This window comes from Chelatococcus sp. YT9, assembly GCF_018398315.1.
GTDB lineage: Bacteria > Pseudomonadota > Alphaproteobacteria > Rhizobiales > Beijerinckiaceae > Chelatococcus.
Genome location: NZ_JAHBRW010000002.1, coordinates 1,022,621 through 1,038,896 on the forward strand (window position 1 = coordinate 1,022,621; position 16,276 = coordinate 1,038,896).

The 16,276-nt window shown below is 59.3% G+C and carries 14 protein-coding genes; 13 read left to right on the forward strand and 1 reads right to left on the reverse strand.

Translation table 11 applies throughout. The annotated features are described in order from the left end of the window. Nucleotides 1-3: 3 nt before the first annotated feature. From KIO76_RS24740 to KIO76_RS24755, 4 genes are all read left to right on the forward strand, one after another. Nucleotides 4-1,050, forward strand: a complete 1,047-nt coding sequence (locus KIO76_RS24740) for an ABC transporter ATP-binding protein (RefSeq protein ID WP_213326235.1) — start codon at nucleotides 4-6, stop codon at nucleotides 1,048-1,050. Next, a complete protein-coding gene (locus KIO76_RS24745) occupies nucleotides 1,016-2,026 on the forward strand; it encodes an ABC transporter ATP-binding protein (protein ID WP_249730028.1) in 1,011 nt (336 codons plus the stop codon). Before KIO76_RS24740 ends, KIO76_RS24745 begins: the two co-directional genes overlap by 35 nt. 659 nt (nucleotides 2,027-2,685) lie before the next feature. Further along, entirely contained in the window at nucleotides 2,686-4,281 is a 1,596-nt protein-coding gene (locus KIO76_RS24750) for an ABC transporter substrate-binding protein (RefSeq protein ID WP_213326237.1), read from the forward strand. Between the two features lie 344 nt (nucleotides 4,282-4,625). Then, nucleotides 4,626-5,792: an MFS transporter gene (locus KIO76_RS24755; protein ID WP_213326238.1), complete on the forward strand. Its 1,167-nt coding sequence runs from the start codon at nucleotides 4,626-4,628 to the stop codon at nucleotides 5,790-5,792. 145 nt (nucleotides 5,793-5,937) lie between these two features. Here KIO76_RS24755 and KIO76_RS24760 read toward each other — a convergent pair whose 3' ends face one another. Next, nucleotides 5,938-6,738, reverse strand: coding sequence for an IclR family transcriptional regulator (locus KIO76_RS24760; protein ID WP_213326239.1), 801 nt, complete (start codon nucleotides 6,736-6,738; stop codon nucleotides 5,938-5,940). On the opposite strand from KIO76_RS24760, the gene KIO76_RS24765 reads away from it, so the two are divergent. The 9 genes from KIO76_RS24765 to KIO76_RS24805 all read left to right on the forward strand — a co-directional run bounded on the left by KIO76_RS24765 (nucleotide 6,713) and on the right by KIO76_RS24805 (nucleotide 16,040). Next, nucleotides 6,713-8,095 (forward strand): ABC transporter substrate-binding protein, encoded by a 1,383-nt coding sequence (locus tag KIO76_RS24765; protein ID WP_213326240.1) that lies wholly within the window; start codon nucleotides 6,713-6,715, stop codon nucleotides 8,093-8,095. The two genes, KIO76_RS24760 and KIO76_RS24765, sit on opposite strands and share 26 nt — an antisense overlap. Before the next feature lie 232 nt (nucleotides 8,096-8,327). After that, complete coding sequence (locus KIO76_RS24770) at nucleotides 8,328-9,167, forward strand: carbohydrate ABC transporter permease (RefSeq protein ID WP_291976112.1); 840 nt, start codon at nucleotides 8,328-8,330, stop codon at nucleotides 9,165-9,167. Further along, nucleotides 9,164-9,982: a carbohydrate ABC transporter permease gene (locus KIO76_RS24775; RefSeq protein WP_213326242.1), complete on the forward strand. Its 819-nt coding sequence runs from the start codon at nucleotides 9,164-9,166 to the stop codon at nucleotides 9,980-9,982. The genes KIO76_RS24770 and KIO76_RS24775 overlap by 4 nt, the downstream gene beginning before the upstream one ends. Before the next feature lie 47 nt (nucleotides 9,983-10,029). Further along, a complete protein-coding gene (locus KIO76_RS24780; RefSeq protein ID WP_213326243.1) occupies nucleotides 10,030-10,800 on the forward strand; it encodes an RraA family protein in 771 nt (256 codons plus the stop codon). A gap of 33 nt (nucleotides 10,801-10,833) precedes the next feature. Continuing rightward, nucleotides 10,834-11,727 (forward strand): SMP-30/gluconolactonase/LRE family protein, encoded by an 894-nt coding sequence (locus KIO76_RS24785; RefSeq protein ID WP_213326244.1) that lies wholly within the window; start codon nucleotides 10,834-10,836, stop codon nucleotides 11,725-11,727. Further along, nucleotides 11,724-12,491: an SDR family NAD(P)-dependent oxidoreductase gene (locus KIO76_RS24790; protein ID WP_213326245.1), complete on the forward strand. Its 768-nt coding sequence runs from the start codon at nucleotides 11,724-11,726 to the stop codon at nucleotides 12,489-12,491. Before KIO76_RS24785 ends, KIO76_RS24790 begins: the two co-directional genes overlap by 4 nt. 333 nt (nucleotides 12,492-12,824) lie before the next feature. Next, entirely contained in the window at nucleotides 12,825-13,814 is a 990-nt protein-coding gene (locus KIO76_RS24795) for a mannonate dehydratase (RefSeq protein WP_213326246.1), read from the forward strand. A gap of 10 nt (nucleotides 13,815-13,824) precedes the next feature. Next, nucleotides 13,825-14,892: a mannonate dehydratase gene (locus KIO76_RS24800; RefSeq protein WP_213326247.1), complete on the forward strand. Its 1,068-nt coding sequence runs from the start codon at nucleotides 13,825-13,827 to the stop codon at nucleotides 14,890-14,892. Next, a complete protein-coding gene (locus tag KIO76_RS24805; protein ID WP_213326248.1) occupies nucleotides 14,889-16,040 on the forward strand; it encodes an extracellular solute-binding protein in 1,152 nt (383 codons plus the stop codon). Before KIO76_RS24800 ends, KIO76_RS24805 begins: the two co-directional genes overlap by 4 nt. The last annotated feature ends 236 nt before the right edge of the window (nucleotides 16,041-16,276 follow it).

The following is a 16,276-nucleotide window of genomic DNA, read 5'->3' on the forward strand; positions in this document are numbered from 1 at the left end:
ATCGTGTCAGATCGCACGCAACCCTCTGAGGCGGTGCTTTCCATCAACGGACTGACCACTGCCTTTCCGACACCTTATGGCGAGTTCAAGGCGGTCGACAACGTCACTCTTGAAGTACGCGCGCATGAACGCGTGGCCGTTGTGGGTGAGTCCGGCTCGGGCAAGTCGATGCTGATGCTGTCGATTCTGCGGCTTGTGCCGGAGCCCGGCAAGATTGTTGCGGGGGAAGTCTGCTTCGATGGCCGCGACATTGCCGCCATTAGTGCCCGCGACATGGCGGACCTGCGCGGAAGCGAGATCGCGCTGATCTTTCAGGATCCGATGTCGTCATGGAACCCGGTCAAGCGCATCGGCCAGCAGATCGCCGAGGCGATGAAGCTGCACCGCAAGATCGAGCGCAAGAGCATCCGCGACCGCGTCGTCGATCTCTTACGCAAGGTCGGCATTCCCTCGCCCAAGGAGCGTGCGAGGTCCTATCCGCACGAGTTCTCGGGCGGCATGCGCCAGCGCGGCATGATCGGGATGGGCCTTTCCAACAATCCCAAGCTCCTGATCGCCGACGAGCCGACCACCGCGCTCGATGTCACCGTGCAGGATCAGGTGATCCGACTGCTGCGCGACGTCAATGAGCAGTACGGCACCGCACTTATCCTGATCACGCACAATCTGGCGCTGGTCGCGAGCCTCGCAGAGCGCGTCGTGGTCATGTATGCCGGCCGCGTCATGGAAAGAGGTACGGCCGAGCAGATTTTCCGCGCACCCCAGCATCCCTATACCTGGGGCCTGCTGCAGTCAGTGCCGCGCATCGACCAGGATTCCGGGCAGGACCTGATTGGCATCCCGGGCTCGCCCCTTGACAACAGCCAGAAGATCGCCGGGTGCAAGTTCAATCCCCGCTGCCGGTTCAAGATCGACCGCTGCATGGTGGAGGAGCCGGGGCTGATCCCGGTTGGAGACGGTCAGGTCGCCCGCTGCTGGGTGATGATGAAGAACACGGCGTTTCAAAAAGATGATCATGCAACCAATCAAGCCAGCCACGCCACTGCTTGAGGCCACAGGCCTCTCCAAGCAGTTCCCGCTCGCGCGCGGCTTTGGCCGCAAAACCATCCTGCGCGCCGTCGACAACGTCACGATGCACATCAACGCCGGTGAGACGCTCGGTCTGATAGGCGAATCCGGCTGCGGCAAGTCCACGCTGGGTCGCATGATCTCGCAGCTCATGGACCCGAGCAGCGGCACCATCCGCTTCGACGGGCAAGATATCAGCCAGCTGCCGCGGCCTGAGCGACGGCGCGTGCGACAGCAGATTCAGACGATCTTCCAGGATCCCTACAGTTCGCTGAATCCGGTCATGACGGTGCGCGATATCATCGCGGAGCCCTTGCGCAATTTCGATGTGGCAAAGGGGCCGGACGCCGACCGCAAGATCCGTGAGGTGCTCGACCTCTGTGGCATCCCAGCCAGCGCGATGATCAAGTACCCGCGCGAATTCTCCGGCGGCCAGCGCCAGCGCATTGGCATCGCGCGAGCCCTCGTGCTCAAGCCCCGCTTCATCGTTGCCGACGAGCCGGTATCCGCACTTGACGTGTCGATCCAGGCGCAGATCGTCAACTTCCTTCGCGATCTGCAGCGCGAGTTCAAGCTGTCCTACCTGTTCATCGGCCATGACATGGCCGTGGTGCGGCACATCTCCCACCGCGTTTCTGTGATGTATCTCGGTCGCATCGTCGAGACCGCACCCTCCTCGCGCATCTATGCCGATCCGCGACACCCCTACACGCAGGCCTTACTAAGTTCGGTGCCGATCCCCGATCCGGCTCGTGAAGCCAAGCGCCAGGCGAAGGAACTGAAGGGCGAGATCCCGTCGCCGCTCGCCCCGCCACCCGGCTGCCATTTCAATCCGCGCTGCGCCATCGCCGACCTGGCAATCTGCACCGCATCCGTGCCGCCGCTCACTGGCCTGACGCCAGACCACCAAGCGGCCTGCCATCTCCAGGAGCGCGCCAAAGTGCTCCCGGCCGCGTAAATCGACCGGCGCTCGAGTGAGGTGTAGACCTGGGGCGGTCCAGGCGGAAGCGGTACTTCCTGATGGAACCCAACTGAGTTGGCGGAAAGTAGGTTCAGGCTAACGCCCGCGCGTTTGACGTATTCGCCCCGCCCGTAGCCTGACGCGGCCATAGACAACCGGCACTCTCGGGTCCCGTTCCTCACGCTGAAGATGGCGGGCCGCTGACCGCAGCGAAGACAAGATTGCCTTTACCGGCGCTTAGCGGCCGGTAGTCGTAGGAGGCGCGCCGCACGCATGACCAGACCGAGACCGGCCCCCCGCTGGCCGGGTATCCTCCTCACTAAAAACCAACCGGCCCATCACCGCGACGCGGAAGCTCCAGTCCTCAATGCTGTCGAGCAAGCATCGCGGCGGGCGATACGGCTCAGGATCATCTCGCTCAAAGGCAGATTTCCCTCGACAGGTCGAAGAGGCCGGCGTCGTGATGAACAAGTGTCGTTAGCCAGCGATATCTGCCGAAAAGCTCAGGCGGCGGAATGAGTTGGCGTGAGGCTCCAGCCATCACTCGATCTTCGGCCTGATCGAGATCGTAGATTGACATAGAATCATACAATATGTAGCGTTTTAACGGATTGTTATAGCGTGGCGTGGACCGCGCGTAAGCTGGGGGATGTCATATGCGGGATTGGAATCTCACGCGGCGTGGTATCCTGAGGACGTCCTTCGGCATGTCGGCAGCGATAGTCTGGAAGCCCGCTTTCGCGCAGCAAAAGACCACGCTGGTCGGCGCGCTCGAGGGGGATCCGACCGTGTTCAACGCCGCTGTCAGCTCCGCGATCTCCACCTACGTCACCAGTTCCCCGATCCATCAAGGCCTGACGCGCATCAAGCCCGACGGGTCAATCGAGCCGCTGCTTGCCAAAAGCTGGGAGATCAGCCCAGACGGCAAGACCTACGTTTTCACGCTGCGCGACGACGTTCTGTGGCAGGACGGCCGGCCGTTCACGTCGGCCGACGTCAAGTTCACCATTGAGAACGCGATCAAGACGATTCAGCCGCGGGGCAAAGCGGCCTATACGCCCGTGACAGCAGTGGACGCGCCGAATGCCAGCACCGTGGTGTACCGCTTGTCCGCCCCCTCCGCCGAGCTGATGATGGCGACCGATGCAGTCTGCGCACCCATCATCCCAAAGCATCTGTGGGAAGGAAAGAACCTCGCCACCGACCCACTCAACCAGAAGCCAGTCGGCACCGGGCCCTACAAGCTCGTCAGCTATCAGCGCGGCCGCGAGGTGCGATACGAGAAGAACGAGAACTATTTCATCAAGGGTAGGCCGATGGTGGACGAGGTCGTCCTGCGCATCATGCCCGATCCGGCATCGCGCGTTGCCGCCTTCCAGCAGGGCGAGCTCGACATGATGTACTACAATGCGCTGCCACAGTCGGAGGCGATCCGACTGTCAAAGTTGCCCGGCAACAAGCTTACGCGCTCGGTTAATCGCGGTGCGGCCTACCACATCGTGCTCAACCTGAAGAACCAGCACCTCGCCAACAAAGAGGTGCGGAAGGCTATAGCGCACGCCATCGACCGCAAGTTCATCCGCGAAAACATCGATGGCGGCATGACAGCGTCCGAGCAGCTGGGTCCGGTCTCGCCAGCAGATCCCCTCTATAATAAGAAGCTGGTCGACTATACGTTCGACGCCGCGCAGGCCAACAGGATGCTGGATGAGGCAGGCTTCAAGCGGGGTGCCGACGGCACGCGCTTCGAACTAGAGCTCGGCTGGGCCTCGTCACTGGGGTCTGCCGCCAATATCGCCGACATCATCAAGCAGAACCTGGCGGCGGTCGGGATCAAGCTCAATCTTTTTTCCGCCGACCGCGCCGCCTTTGACCAGCGCGCTTATGCCACCGGCAATTTCGCCATGACCATCGAGGCCGTCGCAATAGGACCGGGCGTCGGCGGCATCGAGCGCTTCTACAATTCCAACAACATTCGACCTGTTCCTTACACCAACAATTCTGATTATCGGAGCGAGGAGGTCGACGCGCTCTTTACCAAGCAGCGCTCCATCCTGGATCCGGTGGAGCGCAAGGCCGTCTATGACCGGATCCAGGAAGTCATCTGGGACGAGTTGCCGATCCTCCCGCTCTACCAAGTCGTGTTCTTCAGCATCACCCGCTCCAACTACGTAACCGATGTCTACGAAGAAGGTGGCAATGGCAGCTGGGCGACCTATGAGGATGCCAAGATCGTCGGCGTGCACAAATAGGATGCGAGGCGGTCGGCGGCCGCGCCGGCCCCCCGCATATGTTATTCCCGTAATAATATTTGTGAAAATAAGCACGGATTTTCTGAGTATATCATCAGCGATGACAGTTTAAGGGCACGATATTACCGTATGCGGCTGTTGCTACGCGACGCGCTGTAAGACGGGTACACGTTAACAGTGGGCCAGTGAATGCAGGCCCGGGATTGCTGACGTTCGCGGATCGTGTCTGTTGCAACGGCTGAAAGCTGCGCTTTGTTCAGACGGGTGCGTCGCGCGGCAACGTTGTGGAAGGACTGGAGTCACGAAGTCATCAAAGTATCACGCTTCCTGCCTAGGAGCGGAGGATGCGACAACATTTCCGCGTCCTGACCATTCTTGCGCTGACTCAGATCACCGGTTGGGGTGCAGTCGGCGTTCTGCCCGTGATCGCAGAACCAATCTCATTGGATTTCAGAAGTTCCCTGCCATCGGTCTTCGTCGCAACCACTGTGATGTTCGTCGCCATGGGTATCGCTGCACCTTGGGCCAGTTGGGCGTTTCGACGGTTCGGAACACGTGAGGTGATGGCCGCGGGAGCAGCTTTGATCGGCTTGGGGCTATGTTTGCTTGCGCTTTCACCGAACCTTCCGGTCTTTTGGGGTAGCTGGGCGCTGACCGGCGTGGCCGGCGCAATGTTCCTGACAACTTCGGCCTACGCGTACATCGCCGAATATGCAGGGGATCGCGCGCGCAGCTTGATCGGAACGCTGATGGTGGTGACTGGCCTCGCGGGGAGCATCTTCTGGCCCGTCACGGCCTTTCTCGAAACGCTCGTTGGCTGGCGTGGGGCGGTCCTTGTCTATGCGAGCGTCATGATTTTGATTGTTGGGCCGGTGGTTCGCTACGGCTTGGCCCCGACCAGAAGGGGGATGACGACAGACAATCATCGGGGAAACGCGCAAAAGGGGCCAGTCTTCGTCCTACTGGTCGCGGCCATAGCCTTGAACAGTTTTGTCACTTTCGGAGTCGAGGCTGTTGGAATTCAATTCCTGCAGGCGATGGGAATGGAGCTCGCCGCAGCGGTCGCGATCGCCTCGTTACTTGGGGTGTTCAAAGTTGCCGGTCGCGTTATCGATCTTCTCGGCGGGGGCGGTTGGGATGGCTTGTCCACCGGGATCGTAGCGGGCGCGATGATTCCGATGGGCCTCGCGGCGATCTGGATAGGTGGTGCGGGAACTCTGGCGATAGCTGGTTATCTCTTGCTGTTTGGGATCGGAAGCGGCGCCTTTGCCGTCGCACGGGCGACCATGCCGCTCGTCTTCTATAATAATGCCGACTATGCGGCTGCGATGGCTTCGATTGCCCTGCCGATGAACTTGATCAATGCGCTGGCGCCTCCGACTCTCGCGTTCCTGATGAGTGGTATCGGAGCACAGGGCGTTTTTGCTATGCTCGGCGGGCTCAGCCTCGCCGCCTTCGGGCTTCTGTTGCGATTGAACTTCATGCGTGTCCGAAGGACGGTTGCCGGCTAAATGCAACTGCTTTTGGCCATACGAACAAGCCGGATGTCACTTCTCAGGCGGCGCCATCGAGCACCTGAACAGTCGCGGCTGCTCAGCCTCTGAGATGCGCAAAATCGTGCGTAAATTGAATTGCGATCTCGACATTGAACTGAAATCAACCGCCCAAGCTCCGCGATATGGCATCAGCTGTCCGCAACAGTTCCGAGAGCATTTGGTCGGAGAGTTCTTCTGCATTCGCCACAAACGTGACGCTCAGGGCGGCGGTCACTCGCTGCTCCGCGTTGCGCAGAGGTACGGAAACGGCTCTCACGCCGCTAATGAATTCTCCCCGGTCTACAGCCCAGCCATTGCGACGGATGTCATCAATCTCCTTTTGAAGCATCACTGGGTCCACAATCGTAGCATCAGTATGCCGCGATAGCTCGAGTGCAAGAAGCGAGGCGACTTCCTTCTCATCTGAGAACGCGAGCAGCACCTTGCTTGCTGCCCCGGCGTGAAGTGGGAAACGACTTCCCACCTGAGCCGCGATGCTAAATGGACCGCTGCCCAATGCGACGCCGACGACAACCGCCTCTTGGCCGTCCTTGATCGTCACCTTCACCGTCTGTCCGCGACGATAGGCAAGGTCCTCCATGTATGGACGGCTCGCACTTGCAATGTCTGGCGGCGTCGACACATGCCGCGCCAGACGTACGAGAGTTGGTCCCAGCGAAAAAGCGGCGTCGCTATAGTGACGTTGTACCACGCCGTGCTCAGCAAGAGTATTGAGCATGCGATATACTGTGGTGCGGGAAATCTTTAGTTCGCGGGAGAGCTTCGCGACTGACACCCCATCGGGTGTCGCCTCAAGCGCGAATAAAACTGCCATCATCTTATCGATCACCGGAATCCGGTGGGTCGCAACAGCTCCAGCATACATCATGAACTCCTTGACACTGCACCGCTCATCCGACATGCTCAATTCAAATAAGAAGCATAGTTTCAAATATGAAACAAGAGGCCAGCTGGTCGAGGATGCTCACGGAGGAGACGAGATGAAATATCTGACCCGGCGCGTTTTGGTTGCCGCCGCCTTTGTCCTTGCGGCGGGGCCCGCCGCTGCACAGCAGAAGACAATCACGTGGATCACGCACCCGGTCATCTACGATGTGACCGGGAAAGGCGAGCTTCTGAAGAAATTCACTGAGGAGACGGGAATCAAGGTGGAGGTCACCACCTTTCCGACGGACGCGCTGGCTCAACGCATTCCAGCTGAGTTCATTGCCGGCAGTGACGCTTACGACGTCGTGACAATGGCCAATTTTTGGTCCGAGCGCTTGACCCGTTACGTCGAGCCCCTTGAGCCATACCTAGCAAAGAAGCCGGTTTCCGGCGGTATCGAGGCGTTCTCTGAAGGTTTTGTGCGCCAATTCCGCATCCCGCTAACTCCCGAAGGCAAGCTCTATGCAATCCCGTTGCGCATGTCGGTCGACATCCTGTTTTATCGCAAGGACATCCTTGAGCAGGCCGGCGTTGCGGTTCCAAAAACTCTCGATGAGTACTACGCGGCGGCCAAGAAGCTGACGAAGGACACGGACGGAGACGGTAAGACGGACATCTACGGGGCAGTATACCAGGGAATTCAATCAAACCAGGGCCTTTATGACTGGTATGATTGGGCCGCTCCCCTCGGCGTCGACATCCTGACATCGGATGGCAAGAAGGCCGCCTTCAACACACCGCAGGCGGTCAAAGCGACTGAAATGCGCCGCCGTTTCGTCGCCGAAGGATTAGTCAATCCGGGGGTGCTTTCCTACAGCTTCGACGATGCCATCAGCGCTATGGCGCAGGGCAAAGCCGCAATGTCGATCATGTTCGATGCTTACTGGTCACAGCTGGAGAACAAAGAAAAAAGCCAGGTCGCCGGGAAGATCGGATACGCGGCTGCGCCGAGGGATCCGTCTGTGAGCGACGCCTATTTCGGGCGCGGATGGGGCTTGTTCATCAACGGCAAGTCGAAGAACAAGGATGCTGCTTGGGAGTTTATAAGCTGGCTCACGGCCCCCGAGCAACAGCTCTGGATGGCGGTGAACCACGGCAATCCCATCAGCCGGCCAGCCGTTGCTGCCCACCCCGACTTTGTCGCGAAGGTACCGGTTGCGCCTGCATTGACCGAGGCTCTGCCTAGAGCACGGACTATGCCGGTCTCAGCCGAGTTTGTCCGAGTTCAGGACATCCTCGTCAAACACATCAGCGCCGCCCAGGCAGGTACCGTCTCAGCACGCGATGCCCTCGCCGCCGCTGAGCGCGAGGTGGCACCAATTCTAAAATAGTCGGCCGGATGAACGGGTCCGTGCCACTGGGATCCGTTCACTTCTCTCCAGACCTGTATCCAACCGCGAAAGACAACTCCCAGCGATGGGTCGACCGATGCCGATGCAATCCGATAGCGCCGCGCTCGTACCACCGCCGCGCGCCTCACTCCCTGAACGGAGTTCGACGGCACGGCGGCGGCCGTTCCCTGAGTCAAGACTGCTTGGTGCCGGAGCGACACCCTACTTGCTCGTGGCCCCTGCGATCCTGGCGCTCGCGGTCACTGTCGCGTATCCTATATTATACAACGTGTATATCAGTCTATTCGACTGGAACATCCTCGATTCTGATGCCCCGGAGCAGCTGGTCGGCCTGGGGAACTACCGCACAATTCTGGCCGATCCTGGCTTTTTACACTCGTTATGGATCACCGCCAGCTTCACCATCGTCGCCGTCGGCATTGAGTTTGTTCTCGGATTGTCGCTCGCCATGCTCGTCAATGAGCAGATCTACGGCCGACGCCTGGTGCGCACCCTTCTCGTTGCACCAGTGATGGCGACCCCGATCGTTGTCGGCTTGATCTTCAAAGTGCTCTGGCACGCAGAATTCGGCGTCGTGAACTATCTTCTCGCCCTCATCGGTCTCGGGCCGGTTCACTGGCTCTCGGAGCCAACCACAGCGTTCATCGCTCTTCTGATCACCGAGGTCTGGCATAACACCGCTTTTGTGTTCCTTGTCATGCTCGGTGCCCTTCAAATGCTACCTGCGGAGCCTTACGAAGCGGCAGTCGTTGACGGGGCCTCACTGATCCAACGCTTCCGCTATGTTACCTTACCTCTCCTGCGGCCCGCGATCCTCGTGGCCCTGCTCTTCCGTCTGGTGTTCACCATCCGGTTGTTCGACGAAGTTTGGGCGCTGACGCGGGGCGGACCCCAGAGTGCTACTGAGACTATCTCAATCCTGATCTACAAGTCGGCCTTCGAACAGTTCCGAATGGGGTATGCGGCGGCACTGTCGATCCTGCTCCTGATCTTGACCGCTATCCTGGCTCTCATTCTCATCCGCGTTCTCTACCGGAGTGAGCCCACATGAACCGGCGCACCCTCGTCCTGCTTTCTTTGCTCTCACTGATTGCTGTAGCGACAACGCTGTTCCCAATTCTTTGGATGGTGAACCTCTCGTTGAAGACGCAAGTTCAGGCTTTACAGATGCCGCCTGAATTCTTCTTCATGCCAACATTCGCGGCCTATCGGGCGGCCTGGAGCAAGGCGGGTTTCGGACCGGCGCTCTTCAACAGCCTTGTCGTTAGCGCTCTCGCTTTGTCAGTTGGGCTTATTCTCGGCCTGCTGGCTGCCTATGCGGTATCGCGCTTTCGCTTCGTCGGTGCCCAGACGGTGCTGTTCGCCATGTTGGTGACCCGCATCTTCCCGCCGGTCGCATTGATCCTCCCGTTCTATCTCAATCTCCGGACCATCGGCGGGCATGACACCTATTGGGGCCTCGCTCTTGCCTATGTGGCGCTCAATGTCCCGCTCGCAACGTGGATGCTGAAGGGCTACTTCGATGCGATTCCCAGAGAACTCGAGGAATGCGCCATGATAGACGGGGCATCCCGGTTCACCGCAGTTCGCAAGATCACGCTGCCTCTAATGGCGCCCGGGATCGTGGCGACGTCGATCTTCGCCTTCATCGTCTCTTGGAACGACTTCCTGTTCGCACTCATTCTGACAAGCCGCAACGCCCGAACACTGCCAGTTGTGATCGCAGAGTTCGTCGGCGATACGGGGGTCGACTGGCCAGAGGTCATGGCCGCGTCCGTGACGGCCCTTGCGCCAATCCTGGCTGCAACGTTCATTCTGCAAAAGCACATCGCCCAAGGTCTTGTTGCCGGAGCGGTCAAAGGTTGATCAGGAGCCCATATGTTCCTGGAAACCACATTAAATTGGAGAAAACGATGTCAGGACAACTTGATGCGAACGGCGTCGACACCCGTGCGTTACAGCGCGAAGCAGGGATGATGAAGCTAGAAAGGCTCATTGCCGAGCGCGAAATCATTGATACGACCCCATTCGCTATCCCTGTCAAAGACCTGCTGGCGCGTTACGAGCGGCTCTATACCGGAGCGATCAGTGATGTCATGCGGGAGTTCTGTCTCATGAACCAGGCTCTGCCAGGCTATCTTCAGCCGCTGCGGCCGGAGCGGACGGTAGCCGGGGTCGCGTTCACGGTCAAAAGCGCGCCGAACACCAAGGTCACGGGTGAGCTCACCTACCGGACACAGATGCTCGACGAGATCGGTGAGGACACGTTCGTCATCTGGGATACCTCGGGCGATACGGAGTCTACCGCGTGGGGCGGCGTGATGACAGCAACCGCTATTGGCAAAGGCATCAAGGCGGCAGCTATCGATGGTGGAATTCGTGACACCCACCAGATCCTGCAGAAGGATTTCCCGATTTTCTACAAGTATCGTAGTCCAAACGGCTCCCTCGGGCGCTGTCTGATCACGCATTACCAGATTCCGATTAAGTTCGGATCCGTCATGGTGCGGCCTGGAGACGTGATTGTCGGCGATATTGATGGCGTCATCGTGGTGCCCCACAACGTCGCGGTTGATGTGCTGCTTCGTGCTGAGGAAATCCTCAATAACGAGAAGCAGATTTTTCAATGGGTGGAGGAGGGCAACTCGATTCAGGAGATCACCCGCAAGGGAGGATACTTCTAGCACAATACCACCCCGGATGTGAGGAACTATTCCATGTCTTCGCTCGCGCAACATGGCAGGACCGCAATGGCCGCCCATGACGACTTGGCACTCACGGCGTCAACAGCGGTCGAAGTGATCTGCAGCAATCTCGCGTTCCCGGAGGGACCCGCGTTCGCGCCGGATGGCTCCCTATGGTGGGTCGAACTGCAGGGAGGATGCCTCAGTACAATCACACCAGAAGATGTTCGTAGATACCAAGTCGGCGGTCATCCGAACGGTCTTACCTTCGACTGTGCCGGTGGGGCGTGGTTCTGCGACGCGGGGATGCGTGCCATCCGGCGTTTGGATCTAGCGGCGGGTACGGCTCGGACGCTTGCGTCTCGGGGCCGGGGTGAGCCGCTCAACAAACCGAACGATCTCGCGTTCGACAGCCGTGGCACTCTGGTGTTTACATGTCCGGGGGACTCGCGGACCGAACCGACAGGCAGCATCTGGGCCTACCATGACGGCATCGAGCCAGAACCAGTCGCTGACAATCTCTACTTCCCGAACGGCTTGGCGCTTGCGGACGACGGGCGCTCGCTCGTGGTCGCCGAGACCTACCGGCATCGACTTTGGAAGGGTGAGTGGGACCCGGAAAACCTGAGGTGGATCAATCCACGGCCGTGGGCAGAGATCGGTGGCCCCACCGGGCCCGATGGTATGGCGCTCGGCGCCGACGGCCTGCTCTATGTCGCCGTCTTCGGCCAAGGCTGCATAAAGGCCGTCGATCCCACTGGAACAATCGTGGCGGTGTATGCAACACCAGGCTCCAGGCCGACCAACTGCGCCTTCGACCCCACCGGCGAACGCGGGCTCGTGGTCACTGAAGCTGAACGGGGCGAAGTCTTGTCCTATCCCGGGCTCGGCCGCGGGGCCACACTATTCGACGGGTGCCGACCATGACGGTCGCATCCAGGTTCCGGCTGGATGGGAAACGGGCCTTTGTCACCGCGTCCAGCCGTGGCATCGGCCGTGGGATTGCGCTTGCTCTGGCAGAGGCAGGCGCTTCGGTCGTGGTCCATGGCGCTACCCGCCTGTCCGAAGTGCAAGCTGTTGCTGGGGAAATAGTCGCTTCTGGCGGACGGGCCCATGCTCTCCTCGCCGACTTTGCCGAGCCGCGCGCGGTGTCAATGGTCGCAGATCGCGCGGAGGCGGCTTTTGGCGGACTGGATATCCTGGTCTCCAACGCTGCCGTCCAGGTACGCCAACCTTGGGATCGGATGACAGCAGATGCCATCGATTTCCAGATGCAGGTGAATTTCCGGGCCACTTTGACTCTGATCACCCGACTTGCTTCGGGCATGATGGAGCGAGGATGGGGACGGATTCTCACGGTCGGCTCCGTTCAGGAGCACAAGCCGCATCCGGAGATGGTGGTCTATGCCGCGACGAAGTCAGCTCAGACCAACATGGTGGAGAACCTCGCCCGCCAGCTGGCACCACGAGGGGTCACCGTGAACAATCTCGCTCCAGGAGTCATCCTGACGGAACGCAATACTCAATCTCTGAGTGATCAAGCCTATGCCGAGACTGTAAAAACGAATATCCCGGCGGGTTTCTTTGGAGAAGCGTTCGATTGTGCCGGAGCGGCCTTGCTGCTTTGCTCGGACGCGGGCCGGTACATCACCGGTACAAGTCTTATCGTTGATGGTGGCATGCATCTATGAGCGCAACATCCGACAGACAATTCCAGACAGAGGGAACAAGGACACGGTGACCATCGATTGTAGAAAGCCCTTGAACAAGATCCCAATCTTGCATTGGACTTCCGCCGACCGTCGGCAGTTCGTGATCGAGGTTGAGCCGTTAGGCTGCGGCACAGCCAAGCTGCTTCACAAGATGCAGGTTTGCAGATCGCGCACTTCGCGACGACCGATAGGGCTGCGAGCAGTCGTCCCGCTGAAACACTATGCGGTCGCGAGGCTGATCGAAATGGAGGCGGCGGAGCAGCGGATCGGAAACGCGGCTCGCCGCCAACGCGCCGAAGGTGAGACATCGACATGAAACTTTGCATGATGCTACCGCCCACTCCAGACCGGCGCTGGACACTGGCGCGGCAGATGGGCGTCAAACACGCAATCGCCAAGCTCGCCCCTGAACTGACCGGAACGTTGCCGCCATGGGATGCTGAGGCTCTGGCGGCCCATCAAGCCCGGTACCGAGAGGCTGGATTCGAGATCATCGGATTGGAAGGTGACCAGTTCGACATGAGCCGGATCAAGCAGGGTCTTCCAGGTCGTGACGAGGATATTGAACGTTACAAGTGCATGCTCCGGAACATGGGGCGAGCCGGAATCCGACTGTTATGTTACAATTTCATGGTAGGCATTGGCTGGTATCGGACGAGGACATCATTGGAGATCCGAGGTGGGGCTCGGGTATCCGGCTTCGATGCTGAAGCTGCCGCAGCGTTGGGTTTGACCGATGCTGGACAGATCTCGCGAGACCAGGTCTGGGATAACTACGAATACTTCATTCGCCGCGTCATCGGAGCAGCGGAAGACGCCGGTGTTCGCATGGCACTTCACCCCGACGATCCGCCGGTCCCCGAACTACGCGGCATCGGCCGCATCATGACCTCCTCGGACGCCATGGCCGTGGCGATAGATCTGGCCGCAAGCCCCGCTGCCGGTATTACCTTCTGCCAAGGCAGTTTCCGCACCATGGGCGAAGACGTGGCGAAGACCGTTCACCGCTTCGCCGACAAGATCGCCTTCATCCACGTTCGTGATGTCCGCGGTCGGGCCGAGCGGTTCGAAGAAACGTTCCCGGACGACGGAGACACCGACATGGCCGCCGTCTTCCGTGCGTACCACGACATCGGCTTCAATGGCCCCATCCGTCCCGATCATGCCCCCGCGCTCGACGGAGATCACGTTCATACAGGCGCCGTGTCCGGCATCAACGTCGGCTATGAAGCCAATGGGATGATCTACACGGTTGGTTACATGAAAGGTCTCATGCAGGCCAGCGGCATCTCCTGCGAATAGGAAAACGGCAATGACCGCCCTTGAAAAATATCCGCCCCGTCATGCTTGGACCGAGCTGCCGATGCGAACTGCAATGGCGACTTTCTGGCCTCCGACCGAGGATCGCCTGCGCTTCATGAAGCAGCTCGGAATTGACGACACCATTCTGTGGGCAACGACGTTCCCCACACCGGAGGCCATCAGTTTCAAAGAGCTCTTGAGTGTGCGCACGCGCTGCGAAGCTCACGGTCTGAAGGTTTTTGCCGTGGAGAGCGTGTCGGCCCATTTCTATGACAAGATCGTCCTCGGCAAAGATGGGCGGGACGAGCAGATCGAATCGTATAAGCGCATCATTCAGGCGGTCGGCCGTGCTGGAATTCCGGTTCTTGGCTACAACTGGATGATTAACGGCGTATGGCGATCGAGCTATTCGAATCCAATACGCGGAGGTGCTAAGGCAACAGCCTTTGATTACGAGATGATGCGTAATGCCCCCTTGATTGCTGACAGGGAGTACGAGGAAGAGGAGTTCTGGGATAATTACGAGTACTTCATCCGGCGTGTGTTGCCTGCGGCCGAGGCGGAGGGCGTGAAACTCGCGATCCATCCCAACGACCCGCCGGTTGAGCGGCTGGGAGGATTGCCCTGCCTGATGCGCTCGCGCGCCAACATCGATCGCGCTCTTTCGATCCAGCCGAGTGATGCGCATGGACTGACCTTCTGCCTCGGCAACTGGGGTGCGATGGGCGCCGATCTCGTTGACGCTATCCGCCATTATGGCCCGCTTGGGAAGCTGCTCTACGTGCACTTCCAAGCCACGCGCGGCACGATCCCGGCCTTTACCGAGAGCTTTGTCGACGATGCCGATTACGACCCAATCGAGCTGATTGAAGCGCTGGACGAGGTCGGATTCAATGGTGTCATGATCCCCGGCCACGTGCCGCAGATCGAGATGGACATCGAGTGGCGGACGGAGCTGTCGGTCAAGAAGACCCCTTATCACCATCCAATGGGCGGGTTCGCCGCCCGCGCGTTTACGATTGGATACCTCAAAGCAACCATTTCTGCTGTTCGTGCCAGACGGGTGGGCAGGCAATGACCCATCTGCGTGGTCTAACCTGGGCGCATACCCGAGGCTTTGCGCCGCTTGCAGGTCTCGGACGGGTTTGGGAAGATTTCCATCCAGATCAACAGATAACGTGGGACGCCCGGTCCCTGTGGTCGTTCGGCGAAGAGCCCCTCGAGCGCTATCTGGACGAATACGACTTCTTTGTCTTCGACTATCCGTTTGCCGGCGAGGCGATTGAAAAGAAATGGGTCTTGCCACTCGAAGCCGTCTTGTCTCCTGAACTCATCATCGAGCGGCAGGTTGCGACCGTTGGACCGGCGTTCTCATCGTTTCAGACGCCAGACGGGCTTGCGGCAATTCCGCTCGATGTTGCGACGCATGTCTCTGCGTTGAGGCCAGACCTCCTGGCGGAACTCGGAGTAGGGCGCCCGTCGACCTGGAATGGAGTGGTCGGCCTAGCCCGCGAGACAGGGCGTGTTGCCATGCCGATGCGACCTACAGGAGTTTGGGGCGCCTTCCTGACCTTATGCGCGAATGCCGGCGATACACCCTTCCGCCGAGCAGATGGCGCTGCTGTGGATCCGCACGTTGCGTCTGATGCCCTTGAAAAACTCCGGGCCCTTGCTCGCCATCTCGATCCATCCTGCTTCGACACATATCCAGTAGCTCTGCTCAACAGGATGGCAACGACAGACGAGATTGCCTATGTCCCCCTGACCTACGGCTACTCCAGCTATGGTCTGGCCGGTTACGGTCGCTATCGATTGCGATTTGAGGATCCGATCGTCGGGCCAAATGGCTGCAACGGAGCCATTCTGGGAGGAGCCGGAATTGGCATCTCGAGCCGGTGCCGACACATCGAAGAAGCTGCTATGCACCTGTGCTGGCTCACTTCGGAGTCAATTCAATCAACCCTTTATGTCTCCATGGGAGGGCAACCGGCACGACGCGAGGCTTGGCTTAGCCGATCGGCCAACCAGCTCACAAACGGCTTTTTTGAGAACACGCTCAGGAGCGCAGAGTCTGCATATGTTCGCCCGAACCGGCCCGGGTTCCATGACTTGCAAAATGAAGCAGCCTCTTTATTGCATCAGGTGGTGGTAAGAGATGCTAACCTCAACAACGCGCTGCGAGGAATCGAGGATCTTTGGCAACGTTTCAACCGGACGCTAGAATGAGTCATCGAGCTGCAGGGAAATAATTTTAGTCTATAAATTTCTATACTGGATAATAAATGAATTATCTGGTCTCAACTCGCGCATTTAAATGTAAGTCGGCATTTTTCTGCTGTGCGGATGGACCAGAAGGGCCGGATCACGAGCGCCAGGGTTTCCACAGCATGATCGACCCGACCAAGGCGAGGGCTTCAGCGCACGTGATGCCGAGAGCTGCCCCGGATGCATTCTTTGGCGAT